This is a genomic window from Mucilaginibacter myungsuensis, assembly GCF_015222005.1.
GTDB classification, from domain to species: domain Bacteria; phylum Bacteroidota; class Bacteroidia; order Sphingobacteriales; family Sphingobacteriaceae; genus Mucilaginibacter; species Mucilaginibacter myungsuensis.
This window is the reverse complement of record NZ_JADFFL010000014.1, coordinates 24,604-45,869: the sequence shown is the minus strand read 5'-3', so window position 1 is coordinate 45,869 and position 21,266 is coordinate 24,604. Positions and strand designations below refer to the sequence as shown.

The 21,266-nt window shown below is 44.0% G+C and carries 14 protein-coding genes; 11 read left to right on the top strand and 3 right to left on the bottom strand.

Features of this window, described 5'->3' with window-relative positions:
* The first annotated feature begins 31 nt into the window (after positions 1–31).
* The 10 genes from IRJ16_RS22360 (at position 32) to IRJ16_RS22315 (ending at position 16,051) form a co-directional block, all read left to right on the top strand.
* Positions 32–1,597 carry a RagB/SusD family nutrient uptake outer membrane protein gene (locus tag IRJ16_RS22360; RefSeq protein ID WP_194114138.1) on the top strand — a complete coding sequence of 522 codons (1,566 nt, stop codon included), beginning with the start codon at positions 32–34 and terminating at the stop codon, positions 1,595–1,597.
* A 16-nt stretch (positions 1,598–1,613) separates the two neighbouring features.
* A complete protein-coding gene (locus IRJ16_RS22355; RefSeq protein ID WP_194114137.1) occupies positions 1,614–2,873 on the top strand; it encodes a fasciclin domain-containing protein in 1,260 nt (419 codons plus the stop codon).
* A gap of 34 nt (positions 2,874–2,907) precedes the next feature.
* Positions 2,908–4,038 carry a DUF5007 domain-containing protein gene (locus IRJ16_RS22350; RefSeq protein ID WP_194114135.1) on the top strand — a complete coding sequence of 377 codons (1,131 nt, stop codon included), beginning with the start codon at positions 2,908–2,910 and terminating at the stop codon, positions 4,036–4,038.
* 89 nt (positions 4,039–4,127) lie between these two features.
* Positions 4,128–7,226, top strand: a complete 3,099-nt coding sequence (locus tag IRJ16_RS22345; protein WP_228080427.1) for a SusC/RagA family TonB-linked outer membrane protein — start codon at positions 4,128–4,130, stop codon at positions 7,224–7,226.
* A gap of 23 nt (positions 7,227–7,249) precedes the next feature.
* Entirely contained in the window at positions 7,250–8,887 is a 1,638-nt protein-coding gene (locus IRJ16_RS22340) for a RagB/SusD family nutrient uptake outer membrane protein (protein ID WP_194114132.1), read from the top strand.
* Between the two features lie 18 nt (positions 8,888–8,905).
* The gene (locus IRJ16_RS22335) at positions 8,906–9,682 is read left to right on the top strand and encodes a fasciclin domain-containing protein (protein WP_194114131.1); all 777 of its coding nucleotides are present in this window, start codon (positions 8,906–8,908) and stop codon (positions 9,680–9,682) included.
* 57 nt (positions 9,683–9,739) lie between these two features.
* On the top strand, positions 9,740–11,353 hold the full coding sequence (locus tag IRJ16_RS22330) for a DUF5008 domain-containing protein (RefSeq protein WP_194114130.1): 1,614 nt from the start codon (positions 9,740–9,742) through the stop codon (positions 11,351–11,353).
* 60 nt (positions 11,354–11,413) lie between these two features.
* On the top strand, positions 11,414–13,270 hold the full coding sequence (locus tag IRJ16_RS22325) for a DUF4983 domain-containing protein (protein ID WP_194114128.1): 1,857 nt from the start codon (positions 11,414–11,416) through the stop codon (positions 13,268–13,270).
* A 77-nt stretch (positions 13,271–13,347) separates the two neighbouring features.
* Positions 13,348–14,862, top strand: coding sequence for a carbohydrate-binding protein (locus tag IRJ16_RS22320; RefSeq protein WP_194114126.1), 1,515 nt, complete (start codon positions 13,348–13,350; stop codon positions 14,860–14,862).
* Positions 14,863–14,899: 37 nt separating this feature from the next.
* Positions 14,900–16,051, top strand: a complete 1,152-nt coding sequence (locus tag IRJ16_RS22315) for a PKD domain-containing protein (RefSeq protein ID WP_194114124.1) — start codon at positions 14,900–14,902, stop codon at positions 16,049–16,051.
* A 362-nt stretch (positions 16,052–16,413) separates the two neighbouring features.
* Here IRJ16_RS22315 and IRJ16_RS22310 read toward each other — a convergent pair whose 3' ends face one another.
* From IRJ16_RS22310 to IRJ16_RS22300, 3 genes are read right to left on the bottom strand one after another with little or no spacing between them, the layout of a single operon-like run.
* The gene (locus IRJ16_RS22310) at positions 16,414–17,481 is read right to left on the bottom strand and encodes a serine hydrolase domain-containing protein (RefSeq protein WP_194114123.1); all 1,068 of its coding nucleotides are present in this window, start codon (positions 17,479–17,481) and stop codon (positions 16,414–16,416) included.
* Between the two features lie 26 nt (positions 17,482–17,507).
* Positions 17,508–17,906, bottom strand: a complete 399-nt coding sequence (locus tag IRJ16_RS22305) for a hypothetical protein (protein ID WP_194114121.1) — start codon at positions 17,904–17,906, stop codon at positions 17,508–17,510.
* A gap of 49 nt (positions 17,907–17,955) precedes the next feature.
* A complete protein-coding gene (locus IRJ16_RS22300; RefSeq protein WP_228080425.1) occupies positions 17,956–18,450 on the bottom strand; it encodes a DUF2238 domain-containing protein in 495 nt (164 codons plus the stop codon).
* 290 nt (positions 18,451–18,740) lie between these two features.
* On the opposite strand from IRJ16_RS22300, the gene IRJ16_RS22295 reads away from it, so the two are divergent.
* Positions 18,741–21,242: an ABC transporter permease gene (locus IRJ16_RS22295; RefSeq protein WP_194114119.1), complete on the top strand. Its 2,502-nt coding sequence runs from the start codon at positions 18,741–18,743 to the stop codon at positions 21,240–21,242.
* The last annotated feature ends 24 nt before the right edge of the window (positions 21,243–21,266 follow it).

Genomic DNA, 21,266 nt, shown 5'->3' with positions numbered 1-21,266 from the left:
AACACATCGGATACCGTTTAAAATAGAAGAAATGAAAAAAATAATTTTACTGAGTCTTTGCTTTGTTGTTGTGCTGGCCGGTAGCTGTAAAAAAGCGCTGGAGATCAGCTCGACAAGGGTAGTGAACGAGACTAACTATTGGAATACGTTAGAGGACGCGAGGGCCGGCATCATGGGCGTATATGGCTTAACAAGGGCCGCGCTTGCCGATAACAACGGTCACTGGATCTATGGTGACGTTAGGATGGGAAGTTTTGAAAGCCCTATCCGCCAGGATCTTAAGGCGATCGTTAGGAATGATCTTAATGCCGCGTACCCTGTTATCAACCAACTTTCTAACTGGAGAAGATTTTATGCTGTAGTTAACGCGGCTAACATCTTTTTAGAGCGTGTTAAAGAAGTTAAAGCCAAGGACGCGCGTTATACAGAGAATAACATGAACGTGGATATTGCGCAGGTTCGCTTTTTAAGGGCCTTTGCTTATTTCTACATGGTTAGGATCTGGGGCGACGTTCCTTTTATCACATCATCTCGCGATGGTTCTTTCGAGAACAGGCCGCGTTCTAACCAAAATGCGATCCTTGAATTTGCTCAGGTAGAGATGGAAACCGCGGCTTTGGTATTACCTTATTTATATAGTGCAGGTGATATCCAGCAGCCTGGTGATTACTACGCTCAAAGCCGCCAAAGATGGAGTGGTGCGTTAGTACGTAAATTATCTGCTTACGCTATGCTTGCTGAGGTTGCTGCGTGGCAGGGCAAATACGCTGATGTTATCAGATATTCAAGGATCGTTATCACTGACATGAACAGAGGTGGCTTAAGCTATGTATCTACCCCGGTTTTAACTAACCGTGATGGGTTGTTCTTTACCAACTCTAACGGTGCTAACGATAACCAATTATTCGGCTTCGGTTTTGTTTACAACAATCAGGATGCATCTTTTGCAGGTAACCTGGAGTCGTTAACACTTGCGTCACCAACAGTGAACAAAAATATACCGGATATCTATGTTCCTAAAGATTCGATCTTATCGATCTTTAAAGAAACTAATGATGGCCGTTTTAACATCGATACTACCGGTGCAGTACACGCCGATAACGTTTATTTTGCCGGTTTCCTTAACAGGTACCCTATCTTCAGTAAAGTAAAGGCTATCCTGAATGCGGAGAATGACCCAAGCTTCCGTTTGTTTTCGAGCGCTATATTACTTACCCGTTTAGAGGAGGTTACATTATTGCGTGCCGAAGCTTATGCGGTATTAGGCGAGACCAACTCGGCTATCAGCGATCTGAACACCATCAGACAAAGAAGATACAATGTTGACCAGATGGGCTTGACCAACCAAAGCTCTACTGACTTCGTAGCTTACAACGTTGCAAGGCACGGACCGGTTATCGAAGCCATTTTTAAAGAACGCCAAAAGGAGTTCATGGGCGAAGGCCACCGTTTTTATGATCGCGTTAGGTACGAAAAGATCAAGCAAAACAATCCTCAGTTTATGCAGCTGATCAATACCGGTGGTATATATTGGCCAATTTCTCGTGATCTTATCACACAGAACCCATTATTAACTCAGAATTCATATTGGAAGTAATTAAAGCATAAAGAAAATGAAAAGAACAATTTTATTCAGCAAATACATAGTAGCTATACTGTTTGCTGCAATATTAGCGGTGGGATGTAAAAAGGAGAGCGGGTTTCATAACATTCCTTTAGTTGTTACAAACACCAATGCAGATACTTACAACTATCTGAAAAGTAAACCTGGTGTTTATGACTCTTTGTTATTTCTGATCGATAGATTCGGTTTGCAAAAAACATTGACCGATAGTACCGTTACGTTATTTGCACCGTCAAACGCAAGTTTTCAGTTAGCTATCGCAAACTTAAACTCTGCGCGACGTGCTCAAGGTAAAGGAGCGGTGTATTTAAAAGATATCGCTAACGGCCGTGCCGGCTACCCCGCAGGTGTTGCCCGTAACAAAGCTATCCGCGATAGTGCGCATCTGGATACTATGATATCTCGCTATATCATCAAAAACAAATATGTTTCTACTGACTTTGCGATAGGCGATGGTCAAACTATCCGCAGTGTGCGTGGTAATTACCCAATGCATGGCCTACGTATCTTTGCTGATGCTGAAGGTTTTCAAGGTGGTGGTGTAGAGATCATCCAGTTCTCTAATACTAAACGCAGTTTATTCGTACAACGTTGGGAGAAAGCTACTACCACTTCGGTTAACATCGGTACAAAAAATGGTATCGTGCATCTACTTCGTCCGGATCACGTGTTCGGTTTCCAGGAGTTCATTTCAAGGTTAACTTTGATCCCCCCTCCGCCGAGTATCTTCAATGTTGTTACCGATAACTTCTTCCCGTTGTGGAATGATACTAACGAGTTTGACGGTCGTGTATCATCAGGTGAGACCTTTGCTAAGGCCCGCGACAATTCTGTGTTGACCAAGTTCATCTGTAACTTTAATGTTAACAGTAACCAAACACAGATGTACTGGTATCCACGTAAAGTTGACGAGGTAACAAAATTACTTGTATCAGATCCCCGTATAGTTAACTCATACACCATGACCACCGCTAACGACTCTAAACTGTATCGTGAGCGTGACCCTAAAGCATTCCGTTTAGAAGGCACCTTAGATGCTAACCCGGCTAATGCAAAAACTGCTGCTTGGGTAGTTTTAGATACTCGTCAGGATCAGGAATGGACCACTAACTATCAGCAAAAGATCTTTGATTTTACCAATACCAGAGCTTATGCCGGTTATAGGATCATTATCTTACAATTAGGTGGCGCTGGTAACGGTACGCTGTTCCAGATATCTGAGTGGACCATGAACTACAGGACAGAATAATAACTGATCAGGAATTTTAAACATTATAAATGTTATGCAAAACAAGATAAAATATGGTGCTCTGGTACTGATGGCGACGGTCTTTGTTGCCTCAGGTTGCAGGAAATTATACAACCTGACCGACGAGAAAGAGTACCTGAGTACACAAGCTGATTACACTCGTAAGACGTTTGATCCAATATTGGGTCGTACCAACTTATATACCAATATCTTTCAACCTAACGGCTCTTCTATGCCGATGAAGTTTGAGATACGTAACCCTCGTTTTGGCGATGGTAGAAATGCAAGTGATATGCTGGCGGTTAAACCAACTTTGGTTTGGCAGTCAGAATATACCGGCTTAGAGACAAGTTTGGCTGAGATAGAAGCTAAACGTAAGTTAGAGAACCACCCGATGTTGGAATTAAGACCATCCGGCGATCTTATTTTCTGGTACACAGCTACCAGGGATATCATAAGGCCTAAAGACTCTATCTCTTATCCTCAGAACGTTAGGTATATCGATGTTAAGATATCTAACAGCGGTGGTACCAGGGTTATCCAGAACTTGACCATTGAGCCAAGGATCGATGTTCCGTATGAGCCGGCTGATGATTACAACCAGATCACCGGTAAACCTAATACCACAACTCCGGGCGGCCGTACCAGGATATTTAACTATCCAAGTGGTTTGACTGGCTTTAAAGGCGAGAGCACCAACCAGCCAATGGATGATCCGCGTAATGCTGCTAAAGGCTTAGTTTATGTATATATCAGAAAGTTTGATCCAGATCCGAACGGTCATACGCTAAGGTTCAAGTTCCTGAACAGGGACTCGTTGCCGATCAACCCAGGCAAATTCAATCAAACTAAATGGATCCAGCAAGTGCATGGATTTAACGCTGCCGGTACTGCGTTAGGTTACACTCAAACTGCAGAATACGTAGAGTATAACGTAGCTTATCCGATCCCATTGGCAAGGATACCTACTAAATACACTACAGGTGGCCCAACAAACTACTCTGGTGGCGATAGGGCACACGTTGAGTTCTCTTATTCACGTATCGGTTTCGGTAACGTAAGAGAGACTGCCACCCTGTCTCAGGATTTTAAAATCTTTGAGAAGGGCAACTGGGAGATAGTATTCCATTTCAAAACAGTCAACCCTAAGTTTGATAACGATTAATAAACCTTAAGCTAAAAGTTAAAATAATGAGAAAACAAATTATTTGGCCATTAATATTTTTTAGCTGCATACTCGTATGCACGAATTTGATGGCGCAAGTTAAAAGGGTGACTGTAAAAGGTACTGTTACAGACGCCGTTGCGAAATTTCCGTTGCCGGGTGCTACCGTTTCGGTAGCCGGTAAGCCAATTACAGCTACCGGTCCAGATGGCAGGTATACCGTTACTATGGGCGAAGGGGAAAAAATATCGTTCAAATCGCTTGGTTATGCCGAGCAGGAGTTCACGCTTAAACCTGGTCAGCTAACGATAGACGTTCAGTTAAAAGAGGGGGCCGGTACGCAGATGAAAGAAACGGTGGTGCGTGGTTATGTTAGGCGTACACGTGAGCAAACAGCCGGTGCATCTACCATCATCACCGCTAAAGAGGTTCAGGATAACCCGGTATCTAACGTTGAGCAATTGCTTCAAGGTAAGGTTGCAGGTTTGAACATCCAGAACAACACGGGTGCTCCCGGTCAGCGTGGTTCGGTAAACATTCGTGGTCTTTCTACGATCGCTACCACCGGTACCGGTGATGCGACATTCTTACAGCCAACCTCTCCTTTATATGTAATTGACGGTGTACCATTGGACGCTGATAAAGCAGCTGACCAGGGTTTTGACCAACAAGGCCCGGGTGTGAGCCCGCTGTCGTTGATCCCGCAAGAGGATATCGCCAGTATGGAGATCTTGAAGGACGCTTCGGCTACTTCACTTTACGGTTCGCGTGGTGCTTATGGTGTTATTTTGATTACAACAGTAAGGGGTAGGTCAAAGATCCCTCGTATCTTGTATACGTCCAACTACGTATTGCGCGACGTTCCGAAATTGCGCGAGACCTTAGGTGGTGTTAGTGAGCGTTCTTTCAAGATCGGTCAGATCCAACAATATGGTTTGGGCGACGATAGGTATAGGATCACCAATACGCCCTTCCTTACAGACAGTTTGAACGCGTTCTATAACAACTCAACTAACTGGCAGGACATTTTCTACAGCACCAGGTTTAACATGACCCACAACTTAAATCTTGACGGTGGTGATGATCGTTTTAACTATAAAGTTAACTTGAAGTACCTGGGTGAGAATGGTATCGTTGAAAATACCGGTTTCGATAACTACAGTATGAACATGAACATGCAGTACAAACCTACTACAAGATTAGGTTTCTTTGGTCAGGTACGTACAGCGTTAGGTAGGAACAGGTCAGGTTCGGGTACTGGTGTGTTACAACGTATAGTAGGTGACAGCGGTAACAGGTCTACTTTATTGCCTGGTCCGTCATTCTTACTTGCAACCAGCGACGTGTTATCATCACTGAATATTCGCGAAACATCGGGTCCGAAAATGATCGCTACCAACGTAAACGCTAACTACGAGTTGATCCCTAACTTAAACTTGTCGACGCAAAGTAGTTACGATTATACAACAGAAACACAAGATAGATTTTTACCATCGGCAGCTAACGCGCAGTTTGCCCAGATATACAATTTTTATGGATATACATCTGTACTTTACAATAGGAATAACATCTCGTACATCAAATCTTTAAGTAAACACAACTTCTTCCTTAACGTTTTTGACGAGATCTACGTACGTAAACAACAACAAAGCTCTACCCGTATCGAGCGTACCCCTAACGACCAGTTCGAAGGTCCGCTTGGATATGACGGTAACCTTTCGCGTGGTGGTGGTGTATTGCAAAGCTTCTTCGACTTAAAGTCGGCTTCAGTAGCGGCAGCTTTCACTTACGACTATGACAAGAAGTACATCGCCGAGTTCACTTACCGTATAGACGGTAACTCGTCAAGCGGTCAGGAGAATCCTTTCACACGTAACCCTTCATTAGGTTTAAAGTGGAACATTAACAAGGAGGCTTTTGCCGAGAACTGGAAATGGTTAGATTACGCCGACTTACGTTTAACTGGTGGTCAAACCATTCAGCCTGTAGGTTTATTGGTCGATATTTATGGTCGTTATGTCCCAACCGGTTTCTACAACAACCAGCCTCGTGTTGGTATAGATTTCGGCAGGATCCCGAACCCTTTATTGAAACCAAAGAACCAGGTACAGTATAACTTTGATGTCGACTTTGGTATCAAGAATGGTTTGATCGAGGTGGTGTATGACACTTATTACAAGAACATCACCAGCGAGTTGTTCCTGACCGGTTTGGATAACACACTGGCATTTGGAAGCTATCAAAGTAACGATGCAGCGTTTGTTAACTACGGTCACGAGTTATCGATCACCAGCCGTGTGATCAAGAGTGGCAAGTTGACATGGACGGTACAAGTGAACGGTGCATTGAACTATGACGTATTGACCAAGTTGCCGGCCCAATTCAATGGCCAGTTCATTGAGCTGGATGACCCGGGTAACCCTAACCTGGCAGGTCAGTTCATCGCTAAACGTGTTGGACGTAACGCTTTATCTAACTACTTATACCAAAACAATGGTGTTTACTCTACCACCGCCGATGTGCCTGTAGATCCGGTTACCGGTTTAAGGTTACGTAACGCAAGTGCTAACAACATTTTATCATCTTACCAGGGTGGTGACGCTAAGTTACTTGATGCCAACGGCGACTACGTGATCGATGCAAGGGACAGACAAGTAGGTGGTAACACCCAACCATTGGTTACCGGTGGTTTCTCTAACACCTGGATATATGGTCCGTTCAACCTTAATATTTATTCGTCTTACACAGCGGTGCGTTCTATCTTGAACAACGCTTTAGCAGATAGAATGTTATTGTTAAGCAACCCTTATGGCACAAATGCCGTACCTCCTGCAGGAAACCTGAGAGTTTGGAACGGCCCGGGCGACGCGACGGCACAATATGCCAACGTTTACAACTATGCGCACGAGTCTTACATGGCTAACTTCAGGAAGGATCAGACCTTATGGCAAGAGAGTGGTAGCTATTTTAAGATAAATCAAATAACGCTTTCTTATAATTTTGATAAGAACCTTGTAAAACGTTTAGGATTGAGCAACATTAGAACATACATATCTGGTAACAACGTAGCGATATTTTCACCGTATTCAGGCCCGAACCCTGAGAACGTGACCCAAGTGGGTAAAGATATCTCGAGCGGTTATCCGATCCCTCGTAGTTATACTTTGGGTTTCAACGTTACATTCTAATTCAGATCATATATATATAAGACATGAAAAAGATAATTATTTGCCTGGTGATAGTGATAAGTGTGTCGCAGACCAGCTGTAAGAAATTTCTGAATATCATCCCGATCAACCAGTTGACCGGGAACAACTTCTACGCTTCGAGAGAAGACGTTGAGAACAATATCACCGATATGTACGGTTCTTTGTTTGACAAGTATGTTACTACTAATACCGCAGGCGCTATGGGCGAGTTCCGTAGCGGCGAGGCTATCCCTGCCCAAAATGGTAGTGGTGCCCGTGTGGTACGTGTGGACGTTGCAGCCTTAGGTGGTCACACCAGGCGGATCGCTAACTCTGGTGTTACTCAAGGCCTTCAATCTATCCCGTTAACCACTGTTAACGATCGTAGGTTATTGGACGCGATGGGCGGTACCGACCCAGTAACCAACTCTCCTAACCCAAATAACTTCGGGTCATTGCAGAGCTGGAATGCATACTACAGAGTAATTCAGCAAGCTAATCTTTTGATCAGCAAACTGCAGGAGGGTGTGCCCGGATTAAATGCAACTCAAACTGCATCTTATATAGCCGAGGCTAAATTTATCCGTTGCTTTTGCTACTTCTTTATGGTTAGGCTTTATGGCGATGTAGTATACTACACTGCGGCTTTCCAAAAAGACCCACTGCCACGTACCGATATGGTTGTTGTGATCAACAATTGCCTTGCCGAGTTAAGGGCGTGCAAAAACGATATGGAAATGAGCGTAAGCAACCCATCTTTAAGAGGTGTTAGGGCTTGTCGCGGTGCTATCATCGGTTTGATGATGAACATGAACATGTGGAACGCAGGTTTTGATCCGGCCAATAAAAACAAGTACTATCAGGAAACTGATGCTTTGGGTCTCGAGCTCATGACAAGTAACGCGTTCCGTTTATTGCCATTGACCGAGTGGGCTACTGTAACAAAAGGTCGTTCAGAAGAAAGTTTGTTCGAGTTATTTACCACTGTAAACTATAACTCACAACAAGGTAATGCATTCGCTCAGGTATTTAACCTGGCACCATTTGGTGAGGCTTTTATTCACTTCCCTTACAAGTTACCTGAGTATGATAACCGCACAAGCCCTTGCGTATTGACTGCTGACTACATGAACAGGATCTATGCTGACAGAAGAGATGACAGGTTAACTATCTGGTTCGATGCGCCATTTGATCAAAATGCGGAGACCTTCCAGTTAAAGAAATTTGCAGGTAACTCATTTCTTGATGCAAGTAACCCAAGCCTGACCGGTAACCCGGACAACACTTTCCTTATCTTCAGATATGCTGACGCGATCTTATTGAGAGCCGAAGCATTAGCTGAGTTGGGAAATGAGACGATTGCCGCCGACGTATTGAATGTTGTACGTTCACGTGCTAATGCAACTCAGTATCCAAGCAGTGCCGACAACAACATCAAAGAAGCGATATTCTATGAGCGCCAAAAAGAATTGATGGGTGAAGGTGCCCGTTACCCGGACTTGGTTAGGACTAAAAGGATCTTAAGCAAAACCTATGCTGACAACCCGCTTACTGCGGATAAATTTGGCCGCGGTGCATGGACTTGGCCTATAAGTGAAAGCTCTTTGCAGAATAATCCTTTTATGACTCTGAACGCTTATTGGAGAGGTACTGGTCTTTAATTAATAGAAAATCGAACAATGAAAAATACTATTAAACAATATATTTCGCCAGTACTCGTTTTCGCAGTAGTGCTGATCATGGCGACATCGTGCGCCAAGGACAAATATTATTTAGATGGTGGTGTGGCCAACCCTGTTTACAATGGTACAGTGTTGCAGTATCTACAGTCTAATCCTAAATTTGATACCATCGCTCAGATCGTTAAACTGGCTGGTTTAGAAGATGTTTTCTCTAAAGAAGAGATCACTTTTTTTGCACCGACCGACGAGGTGATCAGGCGTGATATCGGGCAGGTGAATTCAACCATCCCTGCGCTGAGAAATAAACTAAATCAACTATTATTTAACGCTAATAAAGACACTATCAAAACTCTGGCTGATGTTTCGCCGGAGTTATGGAGAAGGTATTTACTAAAGTATGTTGTTAAAGGCAAGTCGTTACTGAAGGATTATCCTCAGTTGGATTTTGATCTGAGACAATTGTATCCGGGCGGTTATTACTACATGTATAACAGTGACCTGGCAAATATCGGTGTTGTTTACAATGATGCTAACGGTGTAAGATATGCAGGTTACCGTCAATTATCTATATCAAGGATATTTGACCCTTCAAACCCTAACAGGTATTTTAGTGCAGCTGTGGCCACTTCAGATATTCAGCCATCTAATGGTGTGGTGCACGTGTTAGCCGTATATATTGGAAATGGTATTGGCGGTGTCAGACTTGATGAACTCGGATCTAATAAATTTGGGATGAGTGATGAGTTTGATAGGGATGTTATTTTATCCAAATAATTAGCAGACGGAAAGATAAGATATTGGAAAAGTTGATCAATATATAAACAAAAAGTTATGAAATTTAAATATACTGCTTTAATGATCGTCCTTGCAGGGCTGGCAACAAGTAGCTGTAAAAAGCAGCAGACGGAGTTCCCAAATCCATATGCGGGCGGTAAACCGCCTTTGGGCATTGTGAGCGACCAGCAGCAGATTGCTGTTCCTGAGGCTGGTTTGCCTGGAACGGATGTAACTATTACCGCTACCGGACTTATGCCTTATTACGAGAAAAAGGAACTGAAATTTTTGTTTAACGGTGTCGAAGCTGTTATCAAGAATGCTACTGCTACCAACATCACGGTAACTGTTCCGGCCTTGGCCAGTACAGGTATCACCTCATTTGTTGTAGGTGGCCAGTTGGTATTCGGTCCTTTGTTTACTGTACAAGGTAAAGTAAACCTGGATCCTACTTTTGCAACCACAATTGGTACAGATGGGCCGGTGCTGAAAGCGTACGCGGTACCTTCAAGCACGAACCTGATCTTGTTGGGTGACTTTAACAATTATGATAATAAGAATATTATCAAGCCTATCCGTCGTCTTACACGTGTATCTGCAGACGGTGCATGGGATCGTTCATTCCTGAGCGGCGGCGGTGCTAATGCTGCATTGTATGATATGACCCGTATAGGTCCATACTATTACATTGCAGGTGCTATCAGTGGTTATGCTCAGCAATCTAATATCAGCCGTATCACCAGGATCAATACTTCGGGGGTTATAGATACCACTCAGGTGATCACTTACAAATTGGCTACTAAATATGTGCCTTCATTTAACGGTGGTGTTACCGGCGGTTTGGTTACCCGCATTTACCCTGTAGGTGCCGATAAGATGATCGTTACAGGTAACTTTAACTACTACGTTAACCGCGATTATAAAGCCAATACGTACGACTATAAAGATAGTACGATCATTGACTCTACCCAGGTAACGATGCTTGCCCGTATCAACATCGACGGAACGCTGGATAAAACCTGGAGGTTTGACCCTAATGCTGCCGGTTATCGCGGCAGACCAGGTCGTAGCTTGATCGGTCCTAACGGTAACTTTGTTTCTTTAATGCATACTGATGGTAAATTGGTTTGCTGGGGAAATTTTGTGAAGTTTGATAACGTTGATGCAAATCGTATAGCGAGGTTAACTGCAGAGGGTGGTTTAGATAACACGTTTAATATCGGTACCGGTGCAAACAATACCATATCTTTTGTTAGCTACAACGCCGCTCGTAATAAGTATTTGGTTTGTGGTATCTTTAATACTTTTAATGGTAAACCTGCACCGGGCTTAGTTTTGTTGAACTATGATGGTTCGGTTGATGAAAGCTTTACAGCTAAAGGATTTGAAGGCGGTTTTGCAAACCATGTAAAGTTATTGGATGACGGCTTAGCTGTTGTAAGCGGCTTTTTCCGTACCTATGGTGGTGTTGCACGGAACGGGTTTATGTTCTTGAACGCTACCGGCGCTCTTGCCGAAGGTTATAACAACACAGGTAACTTTACAGGATCGCTCTCTGATATTTACGAAACAAGATCTGCAGATAACAAACGTGCTTTATTGTTAATGGGTGGTTTCTCTTTATTTGATAGTAAACCAAGAAATAACATCGTGAGAATTACGATCGAGTAAACGGTATTTTAAAATACTTCGTATTATCAATAAACGAACCAATTAAAACTATAAGAGAACATGAAAAATTTCAAAGCCAAATTACTTGGTGTATGTGTTTTTGCAATAGCTTTATCAACAGCCTGTAACCGTGGCTTTGATAAGGTTGTCCCTAACTCGCCACCTAATCCGACCATCTCATACAAAGTCCCTAAAGTGCTTTATATTATCGCAGATGGTGCCCGTGGAACTTCGGTGAGGGACGGAGCTACCCCGGTAATTAAATCTTTATTGCCTAACGCTATCTATTCATGGAATGGCCTGTCAGACGGCAACGGTACCAATGCCACCACCTGGGCAGATATGATCACCGGTGTGTCTAAGGATAAACATAACGTACTTAGCGAAGATTTTGCCGGAAACAGGCTTAACGATTTCCCTTCGATATTCGAACGTATCAAATCGATCAGAAACCAAATGCGTATCGCGGCATTTTCATCTTCGGCATCGTTCAAGGATAAATTGACCGGTGGTACCGATGTATCAGAAAGCTTTGCTACTGACGCAGAAGTTAAGACCCGTATGGTCGATTTCTTGAAGGCCGATACTGCAAGCATCATTGTAGGTGAGTTCAAAGGTATTCAAACGGCTGGTCTTGCATCAGGTTTCGACAATTCTTTCCCTGCTTATGCCGCTGCTATCACAACATTTGATACGCAGGTTGGCGAGATACTCGATGCTCTGAAAAAAAGACCGACGTATGATAATGAGAACTGGATGGTGATAATTGCATCTAATAAAGGTGGTGCTTATACATTGCCTGCAAATCAGGACGATAAGACCGTATTTAGCGTTGCGGCTAACAACACGTTCACTATTATCTATAATCCGGCGTTCAAAACTACTTTCGTAGCTAAACCATTTGTGGGTAACATTTACGCTGGTAGAGCCCCACGCTTTTTAGGCGATCCGCAAAAGGCTGTAGCCACAACAAGCACCGCGCCCATCCCGGGTGCAACTAACGGTGCCAATGAGTCGGATATATTCAACTTTGGCACAACACGTAGTTTCACTATATCTGTAAAGGTTAAAAAACACCGTAACCCAAGTAACGTATCTCGTGGCGAATATTTCTACGAGTGGTCTGGTTTCTTAGGAAAACGCGGCGCACAAGGTACACCTGGTACTCCTTTTACAGGATGGGGTGACAGGGCTGAGGCTGGTGCAGGCTGGGATTTTTGCTTGTTTCAGAATAGATGGAGATTCTTGTATGGCGGTAACACTACTCAGATCGAGTTCAATGGTAAAGAGCCGGCCGGTTTAGAGTTTTCTGGCGATACCTGGCACGATCTTACCGCTGTTGTAGAGGTAAAAGCTGATAATAGAAAATACCTGCGCTTGTATACAGACGGTGTTATGGCATTTACTAATTATAATGGTAGCATCGCTAACCCTTCAAGGGTAGAGTATGCAATGCCTGGCTTACCTAATTTTGATAATAAATCTGCTTTACGTATGGGTTACACCCCGGGCGAGATCAATGGCTCGTTAGGTAAGATCGACGTGGAGATCAAAGAATTGAAGATATTTAACGTTGCATTACCTGATGCTGTTGTTACACAATTCGCTTGCGATCAAACTATTGATGCCAGCCACCCTTATTACAGCCAATTATTAGGTTACTGGCCATGTAATGAAGGTTCAGGTAACAGGCTTAGGGACGTAACCGGCGGCTTTGGCGGCGGTATGGATATGACCCTTGCCGGTGGTTACACATGGGAGTCATTCTCTAATGACCTGATGTGTTCTCCTCCTTCTGTTAACTTTGCCTTGCAAGTGCCTAAAAATACCGATATTCCGGTACAGATATTAAGCTGGTTGAACTTAGCTCGTCAAGCTTCTTGGGGCCTGACCGGTAAAGTTTGGATCGCTAACTAAAATGTTAAATATGGGGCGGCGTAGTAAACCGTCCCATATTTACTCCCGTATAGTATATATAAACCTCAAGAATTAAAATGAAAAAAATATTTACTCGCTTGCAAGTTGGTTTGGTAGCTGCTGTGCTTCTTGCTTCATCATGTAAGCAGGAGAAACTTGCGGATGTAATGTCTAAAGAGGGTTATCCTCCTGTAAGCATCTCGATGGATCCCAAATTAGAAATAAAAAAAGGTAGTAGCTACACGCTTAACGGTTCAGAGGCTATTATCCCTGTAACGCTTAAGTTCTCTGGTTCAACATCAAGGGCATTCACTTTAAAAGCGGCTTTTGTCGATACTGTCAATAAGATGATCGCTGATGGTGTATTGCCTCCTACCACAGTTCCATTATCAGTTAATAACGTAACTGTTCCTAATACAATTAACGTTCCGATAGGAGTAACAAGCCATACGTTTAACGTACTTGTAAGCCGTTCATTCCTGGAGCAGAATTTTGGTAAAACATTGGCGTTAGGTGTAAAAACAAGCGCTCCTGATAAAGGCAATTCTATTGCTGCAGCAAAAGGTTCGATCGTGGTTACTATAAATACCGGAGAGATCATTGATCCTGCTGCTATTCACGAAGTTGCCTTCGTTGGTGCCTCAAAGGTGTTTGATGTTACTGCAAGCACTGCTAACTACGTTAGAGGTTCGGAGTTCATCACCGTGAACGTCCCTGTAGCATTGCAAGGCGAAGCTGCTGATATGACCGTTGACGCGGTTTCATCTCCGGATAGTGTTACCAAGTACATTAACTCAGGTTTATTGGCTAATTCGCAATTGTATCCTGACTCAAGAGTTAGCGGTTTGACCGGTAATTTGGTTAAAGTGAACTTTAACTCAACTTCCAATATCGCTTACTTAACCTTTAACTTAAGGATCAGTACATTGTTGGGTACGCAGCCGGCTTCGGGTGCACCTACGCTTAAAATGCCAACATTGGCTTTCAGATTAACTAACCCAAGCAAATTCTTGGTAACTACTACAAGGGTAAGTACCATTTATGTTACTATCGATAATAACTTCTTTAGGCCATACTATGGCGTTCCGTTCCTGATCAAAGGCGCTATAGGTGCAGTATCTGATCCGATCTACGCTGCTTATTATGACTTTGGCGGACAAGGTGTAGCTTATAGCGACAACAATACTAAAGATGGTGACGGTGGCTGGAGAGCTCCTGATTACGTTGACGTTCCGGGTGAGTATTCTCCTCGTACAGTAGTTGGTTGGACAGGCGGTGGTAGTGAGTACCTTACCTACAGCGTGAATATTGAGCAAGCTGGTCGATACGAGATGAATGCCCTATTGGGTGCAAGTAACGCTAATGGACGTTATGTCGTATCTATTGACAATATTCCGCTTGTGCAGACATTTATTACAGTAAATCCTGGTACTACAGGAACTACCGGCGCAAATTTTAATACTGGTGCGCATGGCAACCAACAGCCACATTTAAGTACGGTTAATCTTCCTGCCGGAAGACATATTATTAAGATGGCCTTTACAGGTGGTGATCCTGACTTTAGAGGATTCATCTTTACACGTAAAAGCTAATAACATTATAGAGTAACCCCAATTGATAAACTTAGTTATGAGAAGACTACTAAAACCAATGGCTCTACTGTTCTTATTAGGTACTGCGGTATCTTGTAAGAAACAGGTCGACACCCCATATGTGGATCCGGTTGTTAATAATCCGATAACAGATTACGATATCACACGTGATCCTGCAGATTATTTTTCGTTCACGTTCAAAAACAAATCTACTAACTTCACTAAGTTAGAGTGGCGTTTTGGTGATGATACATTAAAAACTGTTACAGACCCAACGCATACTTATTTAAGGACGGGTAAATACACCGTCGATCTTAAGGCATTCAGCAATACTAATGCTACTACCAGGAAGCTTGTGGATCTTAACATTGTTCCGGATTCGATCATAAAAGTAACCAGCACCCGCACTTCGTTTGTTAATAGCGAGGCGACGCTTAAATTTGACATTAAGGTTAACGCACCTGTAAAAACAATGGTTTGGAAGTTTGACGACGTAGCTTACACACCACCGGGTGGCACACAGGTTGGTGCTAAAAGTGAAACTTTTACTTATACTGATGGTACAAGTGCGCCGACAAGAAAGTATTTTGCCGGTACCTTTAATACTATAACTATCACCCTTACCACTACAAAGGGCTCGGTTACAACTATTACACGTGGTGTAACAACCGAGGGTATCGCAGAAGATATCACACCTAAGCGTAAAGAGTATAAAACTTTTTACGAGCACGCCAGCGGCGCTACAAGCGGCGAGGGTTCAAGCAAGTTACTTGATAACAACGTGGGTTCCAAGTTTGGTGTTTATAGTAGAGGTACTTCGATCAACAAATGGGAGTTTACCATTATTTACGACGCTCCGGTAAAAGTCAACCTTTACATGATAGCAAATGCTAACGATTCCGGAGACTCTCGCGACCCGAGGGAATGGTATTTGGACGGGTCTAACGATGGTATAACTTGGGTACAATTAGATTACCAAAATAACGGCGCTGGATTCTATTCTAAAGCCAGAGATGCTGGTATCACCGCCGAAGGCACATCATCAAGTCCTGGTCGTTATTTCCGTAAATGGTATTATCCTATACCTGTTCAGAATCAGCAAGCAGTTACCATGTATCGTTTAAGATTCCCTGGTGGGGCATTTGGTAACGATGCAATTCAGTTATCAGAGTTTGCCTTGTACAGATAGTATTAACTGCTGTAAGCATATCAAACCCCGGCCGATGTACCGACCGGGGTTTTTTGTTTACTATATTTCCCGGGATGGCACTTGTACACAGATGGTTTTTTTATAGATTTGGTGGGTGATCAGGTTGTGTGATAGCGCAGTTTTGGGAATGCAGTCATATCTTTGAAGGGATATCGTTCACAGTTTTTCAATGAGAACAACAGGAAGATGGTAGATGAATTTGGCGTTCGGAACGCGCTATTGCAGTTCGCTGTATGAGATCATTCTTTGTGTATTGCCTGGCAAAGTAATAGTGCAGGTCTAACTAATATGAAATGTAATAAATTAACCATTAGTTTTTATTTGTAACAAGACAAATATTCTCACTTAGCCAAAGCCTCATCAACCAGCTGCTTCAACTCTCGGTAGCGCTCACCGCGGCCTTTACTATTGATATAGAATGCCATCAGAAAGCCCGAATAATTCTTGTCATTATTCACCCACGGAAAACTGCCGAACAGGCCCGGGCTACTTACTGTTCCGCCACCCATCATCCATTCGCCAAAGCCATAACCTAGTCCGCCTGCTTCGGCAGGGGAGTAGGCCACCTTTACATCCGGCGTAACGCGGTTCACCTGCATTTGGGCAACGCTGGCCTCGTTTAAAATACGCTTGCCGTTGAACGTGCCTTTGTTCAAGATCATGGTGAGGAAATTACTGTAATCCTGCGGTGTACTTAATGCCCCGCCGGCTGGTAGCGCCACCTTTGCGCTGCCCCAATCCGTGCCTTTCATCTGCAATGGTTTGGTTATGCGCTCGGCAAATAATTCCTGAAAAGTTTTTCCCGTTATTTTTTCGATCACAGCGCCTGCTATCTGTAAACCAACATTGCTGTAATGGAACACTTTACCCGGTTCGCCTTCCATAGGCATTTTGGCTATGTCGTCCATAGCATCATCCATCGATGTGTTGTTACGTTTTTCTTCCAGTGACTCCTTCAACGATGGTGCATCAACACCTGTCATGTGCGACAGGCATTGACTGATCGTGATCTTGCCCTTGCCGCTTTTTGATAAGGCGGGGATGAATTTGCCGACAGTATCGGTAAGCTTAAGTTTGCCTTCGTCAACAAAGGTCATCGTCAGCGCGGCACTTAACCATTTGCTGCAACTGGCTATGGGTTGACGCGTTGATAGTGTGTATTCTTCGGTACCGGCCCCGCGGTTAGCACGGCGGGCAATAAGTTTGGCGGCCATCTTTTGCCGCGCGTCCATTTCGTGTACGCTGTATTGATGAACGATCTTACCGTCTTGGGCAATCACCAGCATCAGCCTGCCGCCCATTTCAGCTGCGTTTTTGTCTAGCCAGGCATCAACTTTAGAGAAGTTTTGTGCCGATGCCGAAAGGCATCCTGCAATTGAAATAGCAATGGTAAAGATCAGGTTTTTCATATTTGAATGGTCAAATAGGCAGTTCATTAATTCTGTGAGCGGAATTCTTTTATCTTGTCGCGCATATCGTCCTTCATTTTCTCGTAGGCTTGATATTGATCTTTACTTAATGCCGTTTTTAGCTCGGCGTCTTTTTCTTTCTGGATCGACATTGCCTCGCGTATCATTTTTAATTTACGACCGTCGCCCTTCATTACCGGATCTAACTTTTGAGCGTACTTAAGGTTGATAGCCTGCACCTTGGTAACCGTGGCGCTATCCAATCGCAGTTTGGTCTTCATCATGCCCGTCTGTAGTTTTGCGCGTTGCTCGGGTGTACTTTCTTTCATCATGGCCTTGGCGTCTTTATCTTGCGCTGAGGCTGTGTTAATGGCGACGCTTGAAATAAGGATCCCTATGATAGTAAGGTATTTAAGTGCTTTCATATGTATGATATTGGTTTCGATTTTTCAGACTTTATGCGGCGTAGATGGTTTAACTATGATCTTTTTTTATCTGTTCGTCTTGATAGCTGGCTAAAAATATCACCATGAACGCAGCCCCGATAGTCGCCATCAGCATATCCGACTGTGTGTCCCAAACGTAACCTTGGGTGCCTAAAAAAGAATCGCCGGATGAACCTGACGCTACCGATACTCCCCACTCCAGAAACTCGTAAAACACACTGATGGTACAGCACACGCAAACCGTGAGGAAAGCAAGCCAGTTCCTTTTGCTGACGACCTGCAAACGGACCAATAACTCGCGTATGATGAGTGCCGGTACAAAGCCCTGAAAAAAATGGCCCACCTTATCATAATTATTGCGCGACTGATGAAAAGTATCCCTGATCCAGTCGAAGGCCGGCACCTCGGCGTACGTGTAGTGCCCACCAATGAACAACACGTAACAATGTAGTAATATCATCACGTAAGTAAAATAGGTGAACTGAAAACGTTTGTAGGTAAATATCAAGGCAACAAAGCCCAATACAGCCGGGAATACCTCCAGGAACTAGGTAAAATAGTCGTGAGGGTTGATGGCTGATATACCAAGGCCGACAAAGAAAAGGATGACCAACAGCAGGTGCTTTTTCATAACGGTAAGATAGCTTTTATGCGGGATGTTAGTGCAGGGCGATACCGAACATGGCCTGTATCAAAACCGAACAGATAGTTTGATTGAATTTTGTATAACTTGTTGTATATCAAATTTATATATCGATGGCATCCTTTTTATATCATACCTGTTAGTGATCACATCAACTTTAACTGCTTATCATGCTTAAAAATTACTTCACCATTGCCTGGCGTAATGTACAACGCAACAGCGGCTATACCATCCTTAATATTGCCGGATTGGCTTTTGGCCTTGCTGCATTTATTGTAGCGCTGGTTTACGTTAATTACGAGACCGGCTTTGATAAATGGCATAAGCAACTGGAAAGGGTTTACCGTATTGATGTAGCCCAATCCTGGGGGGCGGATAAAGCCGAGCGCACTATGTGGTCACCACCACCATTGGCGCCTAAGTTGATGGCCAATTGCCCCGAGATAGAGGCGATCGTACGCATACGTGATCAGCACGAAGGCTTGATCAGCGCTAATGATAAACAGATATATACCAATAAAGTGATATCGGCAGATAGCGCGTTGCTGACCGTATTCCCCTACAAAATGGTGTATGGCAGTGCCACATCAGCATTGGTCGGGCCGGATAAGGTGATCATTAATTTAGAGACCAGCCACAAACTGTTTGGTGATGTTGATCCTGTAGGCAAAACTTTAACCTACAACGCCGGAAACGTTTACTCCATAACCGGTGTTTTTGAACCGACCGGGCCATCGCACCTGGAGTTTAACGTTTGTATGTCCAATTCAAGGTCATCGGCCAACTGGAACGCAGGTGTATTCTTTACTTATGCTTTGCTTAAGCCGGGCACATCGACAGCAGCTTTAAGTCAGCGGGCCAAGAATATTTTGGTAAGCGAGACCGCCGCCTATAATTACGGTATGGCTGCTCCTAATGATCCCAAATTGGCAGCGCCGGGCAGCAACCCCAGCGAGTGGTTAAAAAAGAACGGCGGACGATCTATCGAAGAAGTTTATTTTGAAGCTGTACAAGGTATCCACCTGGACCCGCGAGCAGGTTCTTACAGCGACTCGCCCGAAAATCATCCATTATTGAATACTAAGACAGGCAACGGCACACCGGTAACATTTTTTGCTATCGCTGCGGTGATGGTTCTGTTGCTGGCTTGTATCAACTACACCAATCTAAGCATCGCCCGTGCCGGCAAACGCGCCAAAGAGGCCGGCATGCGTAAGGTAATGGGAGCAGGCCGCCGCCAACTGACCATGCAGTTTTTGGCCGAAGCTTTTATACAATGTTTGGTGGCCATGCTCATTGCCTTGTTGCTTTCGCGATTGGTCATCTTCCTGATCAATTCAAGTTTTTCGATGCAGTTATCGTTTATCGATAGGTTGCTGCCTATGCGCAACTTGTTGTTCGCGGCGCAACTGTTCGGCATATTGTTGGTGGTCACCATGATATCGGGTGCTTATCCGGCATTTGTGCTGTCCTCTTTCCGCCCTGTGAAGGTGCTGAAAGGCGAGATCACCAAGAATGTTAAAGGAAGACTGTTGCGCAATAGTTTGGTGGTGTTGCAGTTCGGGATATCGGCTTGTTTCGTCATCGGCATGGTGGTTGTTTACAAGCAGCTGAACTACATGAATACTAAAGATCCCGGGTTTAATACACAACAAATAATGGTATTGCACCCGCATGATTACGCTTTAACGGATGCTTACAAGCCTGGGCAAAAGATAGATCTTATTAAAAGCCAATTGATGCAGATCCCGGGCGTTAAGGCAACATCGGTAACGGACATTTATCCGGGCACACCATCTAATGTTCAGGGTGCCGAGGCTACCTCCAATAACCGCACCATCGGCATGGGGTTCAGTTACATCCACTTCGACTATTTTAAAGTGCTGGGTATGAAAATGCTATCGGGCCGCGACTTTGACGCAAGCAGGGTGACCGACACAGTGAGTGCTATTGTTATCAACCAGACCGCCGCCAAACTGATGGGCTACAAAGACCCTATCGGACAAAAATTCACGGTGATGAATAGGGACTACAATGTGATAGGTGTTGTTAACGATAACCATATTGCAGGTTATAACGCTAAGATCGGTCCGGAGAGTTACGCGGTTGCTGTTGAAAAAGGCATGTTCGGGAATTACCAGGCTATTTTGGTAAAGATAGACGGACGAAACGCCGCTAATACCGCAGCTGCTATCGAAAGCTATTGGAAGACCATCGAACCTAATTATCCGCTGCGCTACTCGTGGCTTGATCAGGAGTTTGCTAAACTGTTAGATAAATACGAACGTTTTGGTAAGATCACCATCATGCTGTCGTCGGTATCTATAGTGATCGCTTTGATGGGCATATTTGCTTTGAGTGCTTTTGCTGCCGCTCAGCGTACTAAAGAGATCGGTATCCGTAAAGTGTTTGGTGCGTCGGTTGCAGGCATTACGGCCATGCTGTCGGTAGATTTTTTAAAGCTGATCTTAGTGGCATTGCTGGTCGCCTTTCCAATAGCTTACTGGGGCGCATCAAAATGGTTGCAGGATTTTGCTTACCGGATAGATGCCGGTTGGCTGATCTTTGCGATATCAGGTCTGGGTATCATGCTGATCGCCTTATTGACGGTGAGTTACCAGGCCATGAAGGCTGCTATAGTGAACCCGATAAAAAGTTTAAGGACAGAATAGCCGGGTGGCTTCTGTCCTTAAAAC

Coding starts and splice junctions, on each gene's coding strand:
- IRJ16_RS22360 (WP_194114138.1), top strand. CDS start 32: ATGAAAAAAATAATTTTACTGAGTCTTTGCTTTGTTGTTGTGCTGGCC.
- IRJ16_RS22355 (WP_194114137.1), top strand. CDS start 1,614: ATGAAAAGAACAATTTTATTCAGCAAATACATAGTAGCTATACTGTTT.
- IRJ16_RS22350 (WP_194114135.1), top strand. CDS start 2,908: ATGCAAAACAAGATAAAATATGGTGCTCTGGTACTGATGGCGACGGTC.
- IRJ16_RS22345 (WP_228080427.1), top strand. CDS start 4,128: ATGGCGCAAGTTAAAAGGGTGACTGTAAAAGGTACTGTTACAGACGCC.
- IRJ16_RS22340 (WP_194114132.1), top strand. CDS start 7,250: ATGAAAAAGATAATTATTTGCCTGGTGATAGTGATAAGTGTGTCGCAG.
- IRJ16_RS22335 (WP_194114131.1), top strand. CDS start 8,906: ATGAAAAATACTATTAAACAATATATTTCGCCAGTACTCGTTTTCGCA.
- IRJ16_RS22330 (WP_194114130.1), top strand. CDS start 9,740: ATGAAATTTAAATATACTGCTTTAATGATCGTCCTTGCAGGGCTGGCA.
- IRJ16_RS22325 (WP_194114128.1), top strand. CDS start 11,414: ATGAAAAATTTCAAAGCCAAATTACTTGGTGTATGTGTTTTTGCAATA.
- IRJ16_RS22320 (WP_194114126.1), top strand. CDS start 13,348: ATGAAAAAAATATTTACTCGCTTGCAAGTTGGTTTGGTAGCTGCTGTG.
- IRJ16_RS22315 (WP_194114124.1), top strand. CDS start 14,900: ATGAGAAGACTACTAAAACCAATGGCTCTACTGTTCTTATTAGGTACT.
- IRJ16_RS22310 (WP_194114123.1), bottom strand. CDS start 17,481: ATGAAAAACCTGATCTTTACCATTGCTATTTCAATTGCAGGATGCCTT.
- IRJ16_RS22305 (WP_194114121.1), bottom strand. CDS start 17,906: ATGAAAGCACTTAAATACCTTACTATCATAGGGATCCTTATTTCAAGC.
- IRJ16_RS22295 (WP_194114119.1), top strand. CDS start 18,741: ATGCTTAAAAATTACTTCACCATTGCCTGGCGTAATGTACAACGCAAC.